Source organism: Sphaerochaeta sp. (assembly GCF_050256055.1).
Classification (GTDB): Bacteria; Spirochaetota; Spirochaetia; order Sphaerochaetales; family Sphaerochaetaceae; genus Sphaerochaeta.
This window is the reverse complement of sequence record NZ_JBFWIJ010000035.1, coordinates 21,427-28,491: the sequence shown is the minus strand read 5'-3', so window position 1 is coordinate 28,491 and position 7,065 is coordinate 21,427. Positions and strand designations below refer to the sequence as shown.

Sequence of the window (7,065 nt, the reverse complement as noted above, 5' to 3'; positions counted from 1 at the left end):
CCCTGACAACAGTTTCAACGATAGCTTTGGAGCTCTGCTCAACCAGCTCAATATCAAAGCCTCTCAACCTTACTCGAATTCTTTCTTTAGCCATTATTCCTCCAAAAAACGGGCCTTGCCATCATCAAGATGATGGCAAGACATTCGTCAATTCAGTTACTCGATGATCTCGGTTACCTGGCCGGAAGCAACAGTCCTACCACCTTCGCGGATAGCGAAGCGGAGTCCCTTGTCCATGGCGACGGGGTGAATGAGTTCAACAATGATGTCAGTGTGGTCACCAGGCAGAATCATCTGCTTGCCCTCGGGCAGGTTGACGGTTCCGGTGATGTCAGTGGTGCGGAAATAGAACTGCGGGCGGTAGCCGCTGAAGAACGGAGAGTGGCGACCACCTTCGTCCTTGCTCAGTACGTATACCGTGCCGCTGAACTTGGCGTGGGGGTTGATGGACTTGGGCTTTGCCAGAACCTGGCCGCGGACAACGTCTTTCTTGTCAACACCACGGAGCAGAGCACCGATGTTGTCACCAGCCTGACCTTCGTCAAGCAGCTTGTTGAACATCTCGACACCGGTAACAACCGTGTCGCGGGTATCACGGATACCGACGATGGAAGCGGGATCGTTCACCTTGATGATACCGCGTTCGATACGACCGGTAACAACGGTACCACGACCAGAGATGGAGAAAATGTCTTCGATCGGCATCAGGAACGGCATGTCGACAGCGCGCTCGGGGAGCGGGATGTAGCTGTCCATTGCGTCAAGCAGCTCGTCGATGCACTTGGTGGCCTCAGGATCATCCGGCTTGGTCATTGCTTCGAAAGCAGAACCGCGGATGACAGGGGCATTGTCGCCGTCGAAACCATACTCGCGCAGAAGATCGCGCATCTCTTCCTCAACGAGGTCGATCAGCTCAGGATCGTCTACCTGGTCACACTTGTTGATGAACACAACCAAGCTGGGTACGCCAACCTGGCGGGCAAGGAGGATGTGCTCCTTGGTCTGGGCCATGGCACCGTCAGTTGCTGCAACGACGATGATGGCGCCGTCCATCTGTGCAGCACCGGTGATCATGTTCTTGATGTAGTCAGCGTGGCCCGGGCAGTCAACGTGTGCATAGTGTCGATTCTTGGACTGATACTCAACGTGTCTGGTGTTAATGGTAATACCGCGCTCTTTTTCCTCAGGGGCGTTGTCGATAGCATCGTAAGCGAGTGCCTTGTCGCCGAACAGCTTTGCACAATGCATGGTAATTGCGGCGGTAAGGGTAGTCTTACCATGGTCAACGTGACCGATGGTACCTACGTTTACGTGTGGCTTCGTCCTCTGAAATTTCTCTTTTGCCATCATTTCCTCCTTGTGACGTTCCAATGTCTGTCACAAAAAATAATTAATATGTGCTCATAAAGGCCCAAAGCCTTTACCATTTCGATTGAGACAAACTAATTACGTGGAAACAAAAACATAAGAGGATTCCAGAGGTCGGCAGGTCTGGAGAACCCATCCTGACGACATAGTATAAGTTTTATAAAAAAACTTCGTACTGCCTGAAACCACCTTATCATTGCTTCTGCAATAATCGGTTTGGCTCTTCATAGTAGTACTACATAGACACAGCTATGCAGACACCTTATGCAATATAAGCGAAAGCAGTTTTTATGTCAAGCGATTGACAGTAATTCCATGAATATAAAGAAAAACCGGTCTTTCCCAAGGAAAAACCGGCATTTTTGCAGGATTTCAATACTACCAGCGGTAGTGACTGAAAGCCTTGTTCGCCTCTGCCATTCTGTGGGTATCTTCCTTCTTCTTGAAGGCGGAACCGGTATTCTGATAGGCATCAAGCAATTCGGCACCAAGCTTCTCAGCCATGCTGTGGCCGTTGCGGTTGCGGGCAGCTGCGATGATCCAGCGCATAGCCAGAGCCTCGCGGCGATTCTCGCGAATCTCAACAGGAACCTGATAGGTGGCACCACCGACACGGCGGCTCTTGACCTCTACGACAGGCTTTACGTTGTCGAGAGCCTTGAGAAAGACTTCAAGAGCCTTCTCACCGGTCTTCTCAGCAAGCGTATCCATTGCATTGTAGATGATTCTGGTACTGATCGATTTCTTTCCATCCACCATCATGCGGCAGATGAACTTTTCGACGATGACACTCCCATATACGGGATCGGGCAACACTTCCCTGACGGGGGCGGTAGTTCTTCTGGACATATTCTCTTTCCTCCCCTATCAAGCCTTGGGCCGCTTGGCACCGTACTTGGAACGGCTTCTCTTGCGATCTGCGACACCCAGGGTATCCTTGGCACCGCGAATGATGTGATAGCGAACACCGGGAAGGTCCTTGACTCTTCCACCACGCATAAGAACAACCGAGTGCTCCTGCAGGTTATGTCCGATACCGGGGATATAGGCGGTAACTTCAATACCGTTGGAAAGACGCACACGAGCGACCTTTCTCAGTGCAGAGTTCGGCTTCTTCGGGGTGACGGTCATGACCCTGGTGCATACGCCACGCTTCTGGGGACAACCTTCAAGGGCTGGGGACTTGGTCTTGTTGACAACTCTGGTCCTTCCCTTTCTGATCAGCTGATTAATAGTAGGCATCTTATAGACACACTCCCTTTTCGTTCTTTGATCCACCACCTCTCACAAAAGCAGGGATCTGTGCCGCCCTACGGGCAGCACGTCATATGTAAAATCCGTACCCAGCATGGACACGGTGGTGTGGTTTTTCCACGACCCGATTCAGCAACGAGTACGCCGACAGGCGTATCCGTCATTCCTCATCGTAATCGTCCACATCCACGGCATCACCCACGGATTTCATGTCTGCCAAATCCTCGACATCGAAATCGTCGTCATCAATCATCTCCTGACGTCTTGATTCCTTGACTGCATCAACCTTCTGCTGCAGTGCAAGCAACTCCTCGTCCTTGAGCTTGACATCACGATAGGTACGCATACCCGTTCCCGCAGGAATCAGATGTCCAATGATGACGTTCTCTTTCAAACCGCGCAACTCATCTTTACTACCAGCAATTGCTGCATTTGTCAAGACCTTGGTGGTCTCCTGGAAGGAAGCTGCGGAGATGAACGAATCGATGCTCAAGGATGCCCGGGTGATACCCAACAGCAAAGGCCGTGCAACCGCAGGCTCACCGCCTTCGGTGATTACCCGGTCATTTTCCTCAAAGAACCGATACTTGTCCACCTGCTGTCCATGGATCAGGTTGGTATCACCTACATGGACAACCTCGACCTTGCGCAACATCTGCCTGACGATGACACCGAGGTGCTTGTCGTTGATCTGCACACCCTGCATGCGGTACACCTCCTGGACCTCGTCCACGAGGAAGGACTGCAACGCATTCTCACCCATGATATCAAGGATGTCGTGCGGATCGATCGAACCATCACACAACGGTTCGGAAGCTTCCACCGAGTCGCCGTCACGGACCAGAAGGTTTTTGCCCATCGGAACCATGTGCTTGTACTCATGGCCGTACGGGTCGGAAACCACGATGGTGCGTTTGCCTTTGACGATGGGACCAAAGGCGACCTGACCGGCAACCTGGGCCAACACCGCCGCATTACGGGGTCTGCGCGCTTCGAACAACTCTCCGACACGGGGAAGACCACCGGTGATATCCTTCGTCTTCACCCCTTCCTTCAGCAGTTTCGCCAGAATGGATCCCTTGGAAACCTTCGTATTATCGTTGATCTGAAGGTAGGAACCACCGGGCAGCAGGTACACGGCCAGCACTTCACCCTTGCCGTGTTCGGCACTGGTGATCTCGATGCGCGGCTGCAAGGACTCAAGGCTGTGTTCGGTGATCTTCTTCTCGATGTTTCCGGTTTCCTCGTTCACTTCCTCAAGCAACGTGGTGCCCAGTTTGATATCAACGAAATTCGTCCAACCGGCTGCTTCTGCAAGTACCGGCTCACTGAACGGGTCGAATGTGACGATGGCGTTTTTCGCCTCAACATACGCACCGCTCGCAACCAGCAGCTCGGAACCGGTCTTCACAACCTGCGAGACCGCATGACCGACCAGATAGATCTTATCGTCGATCATCTTGACCGAGCCGTTTTCCTCGCTCAGTACCGTGATCCCATCCTTTTCATAGATCGGAGTGCCCTTGGCGACCACCGATCCGTCCTCGATGAGCAACGCATCATACGCGCCCTTCTCAATGACCGCATTGACCCTGAACACCTCGATATGGCCCTTGCGGGTGAAGACACTGAGTGCGTCGCTTTCCCGGACAACACGAGAACCGGTGATGGATCCGATGATGACCGGATAGTTGAAGGTTAGCTTGTTCTCCTCTGCACTGGTCGAAGCGGTACCACCGACGTGGAACGTACGCATGGTAAGCTGGGTTCCCGGCTGGCCGATCGACTGAGCTGCAATGATACCGACAGCCTCACCGATGACCACAGGGCGGTTGGTGGCAAGGTTGCGTCCGTAGCACTTGCGGCAGACGCCATGCTTCGCCTCACAGGTAAGCACGGTTCTGAGCAGGATCCGTTCGATGCCGGCTTCCTCGATCTTCTTCGCCGTGGCATCGTCGATCTCCTCGTTGGCCTTTGCAAGGACTTCGCGAGTGAAGGGATGCAGGACATCCTCGACGGGACAGCGCCCGACAACACGGTCAGCCAGGGTCTCGACGATTTCGTCGCCATCCTTGATCGCTGCACGCCAGATACCGTTGATGGTATGGCAATCATCCTCGTTGACCACCACGTCCTGGCTGATGTCAACCAGACGACGGGTCAGGTATCCTGCCTCAGCGGTCTTCAGTGCGGTATCGGAAAGTCCCTTACGTGCACCATTGGTGGAAATGAAGAATTCAATGATCGAAAGACCTTCCTTGAAGTTCGACTTGATCGGGAACTCGATGACGTCGCCGGACGGCTTGGCCATCAAACCACGCATACCACCAAGCTGTCTGATCTGCGTCTTGGAACCACGGGCACCGGAATCGGCCATGAGGAAGAGCGGATTGAATCCGTTCTGGCTGGCACGCAATTCCTTCATCAAGGCGTCGGTGAGCTGGTCATTGGTCTGGGTCCAGACCTCGATGACCCTGTTGTACCGTTCTTCCTGGGTGATATGGCCCTGGCGATACTGGTCCAGAATCCGCTGTTGTTCCACATTGGCCTTGCTCACCAGTTCATTCTTTGCATCAGGCACGATCATATCGGAAAGACCGATCGTCGCCCCGAAAAGGGTTGCATACTTATACCCAAGATCCTTGATGGAATCGAGCATCTCAACGGCGATTGAATTGTCGTTTGCTTTCAAGGTATCCCCGATGAGCGCCTTCAACTCCTTGTCGCCGAGGGTGGTGTTCTGATACGGGACACTCTTGGGCAACACCGCATTGAACAGCACACGGCCGGGAGTGGTTTCGATCTTGGCACCATTCTCCAGCTTGTAGCGGATCTTGGCATTGTACGAAAGCATTCCGCTGTCGATGGCCAGTTCCAATTCGCCGATACTATCGAAGTACTTGCCTTCACCGGCTGCCCCTTCCATGTCACGGGTCAGGTAGTTGATACCAAGCACCATGTCCTGGGAAGGATAGACGATCGGCTTGCCGTTTGCAGGGTCAAGCAGGTTCGTAACCGAAAGCATCAAGGTCCAGCATTCCAGCTGGGCGGCATGGGTAAGCGGAACGTGTACGGCCATCTGGTCACCGTCGAAGTCGGCATTGTATGCATGACATACCAACGGATGGAGCTTGATGGCTTTCCCGTCGACCAGAACCGGCTCAAAGGCCTGGATACCCAGACGGTGAAGCGTAGGTGCGCGGTTGAGCAACACCGGATGTTCCTTGACCACATCGTCAAGGATGGACCATACGGCATCCGTCTCTTCCTCTACCAGACTCTTTGCTTTCTTGATGTTGTAGACAACCCCGTCCTGCACCAGCTTTTTCATGATGAAGGGCTTGTACAATTCGAGAGCCATCTTGGAAGGCAAACCGCACTGGTGCATCCTCAGCTCAGGGCCGACAACGATAACCGAACGACCTGAGTAGTCAACGCGCTTACCGAGCAGATTCTGTCGGAAACGACCCTGCTTGCCCTTGAGCATGTCAGACAGACTCTTCAGCGGCCTGTTGCTGGCACCCTTGACTACGCGTTTGCGCTTGGAGTTATCAAACAGGGCGTCCACCGCTTCCTGCAGCATTCTCTTTTCGTTGCGGATGATGATGTCCGGGGCATTGAGTTTGACCAAACGGTCAAGGCGGTTGTTTCTGTTGATGACACGACGGTACAGGTCATTCAGGTCACTGGTTGCAAACCTTCCGCCGTCGAGCTGGACCATCGGTCTCAGATCGGGCGGAATGACGGGAATGACGGTAAGGATCATCCATTCAGGGCGGTTGCCACTGTCGCGGAAGTTCTCACATACCTCGATGCGCTTGAGCAGGCGCTTGTCCGCCTTGTCAGCCTTGACCCGCATCTGCTCACGAAGCTCGCGGGACAGTTCCTCGAGATCAAGATTGACCAACAATTTGCGTACGGCCTCAGCACCCATGCCGGCTTCAAAGGAGTCTCCGTACTGCTCGCGAGCCTGCCAGTACTCCTCTTCGGTCAACAGTTGCTTGGGCTTGAGATTGGTATCTCCGGCGTTGATCACCACATATTTCTCATAATAGAGAATGCTCTGCAAAGCATTGCGGGTAATATCAAGGAGCATGCTCATCCGGCTGGGAACCGACCGGTAATACCAGATGTGGGACACGGGAGCGGCCAAACTGATATGGCCCATTCTCTCACGCCTGACCTTGGTATTGGTTACCTCGACGCCACAACGGTCACAGATAACCCCCTTGTATCGGATGGATTTGAACTTTCCGCAATAGCACTCCCATTCCTTGGTGGTACCAAAGATTTTTTCACAGAAGAGGCCGTCACGCTCGGGTCGAAGCGTCCGGTAGTTAATCGTCTCCGGCTTCTTCACCTCGCCGTAGGACCAATCCTTGATCTGCTCCGGCGAAGCCAGCTTTATCATGATGCTATCGAAATCTTGAATTTCCTTCATCA

At 53.4% G+C, this 7,065-nt stretch carries 4 protein-coding genes and 1 pseudogene; all 5 read right to left on the bottom strand.

The genetic code is table 11. The annotated features are described in order from the left end of the window. Positions 1–94 (bottom strand): annotated as a pseudogene (locus AB7C91_RS12300) (30S ribosomal protein S10); the annotation flags it as partial. Positions 95–156: 62 nt separating this feature from the next. Further along, on the bottom strand, positions 157–1,347 hold the full coding sequence (tuf, locus tag AB7C91_RS12295; RefSeq protein ID WP_428591831.1) for an elongation factor Tu: 1,191 nt from the start codon (positions 1,345–1,347) through the stop codon (positions 157–159). Positions 1,348–1,746: 399 nt separating this feature from the next. Further along, entirely contained in the window at positions 1,747–2,217 is a 471-nt protein-coding gene (rpsG, locus tag AB7C91_RS12290) for a 30S ribosomal protein S7 (RefSeq protein WP_332445790.1), read from the bottom strand. Between the two features lie 18 nt (positions 2,218–2,235). Continuing rightward, complete coding sequence (gene rpsL, locus AB7C91_RS12285) at positions 2,236–2,610, bottom strand: 30S ribosomal protein S12 (RefSeq protein ID WP_332445789.1); 375 nt, start codon at positions 2,608–2,610, stop codon at positions 2,236–2,238. Between the two features lie 172 nt (positions 2,611–2,782). After that, a complete protein-coding gene (gene rpoC, locus AB7C91_RS12280) occupies positions 2,783–7,063 on the bottom strand; it encodes a DNA-directed RNA polymerase subunit beta' (protein WP_428591826.1) in 4,281 nt (1,426 codons plus the stop codon). Positions 7,064–7,065: the final 2 nt, after the last annotated feature.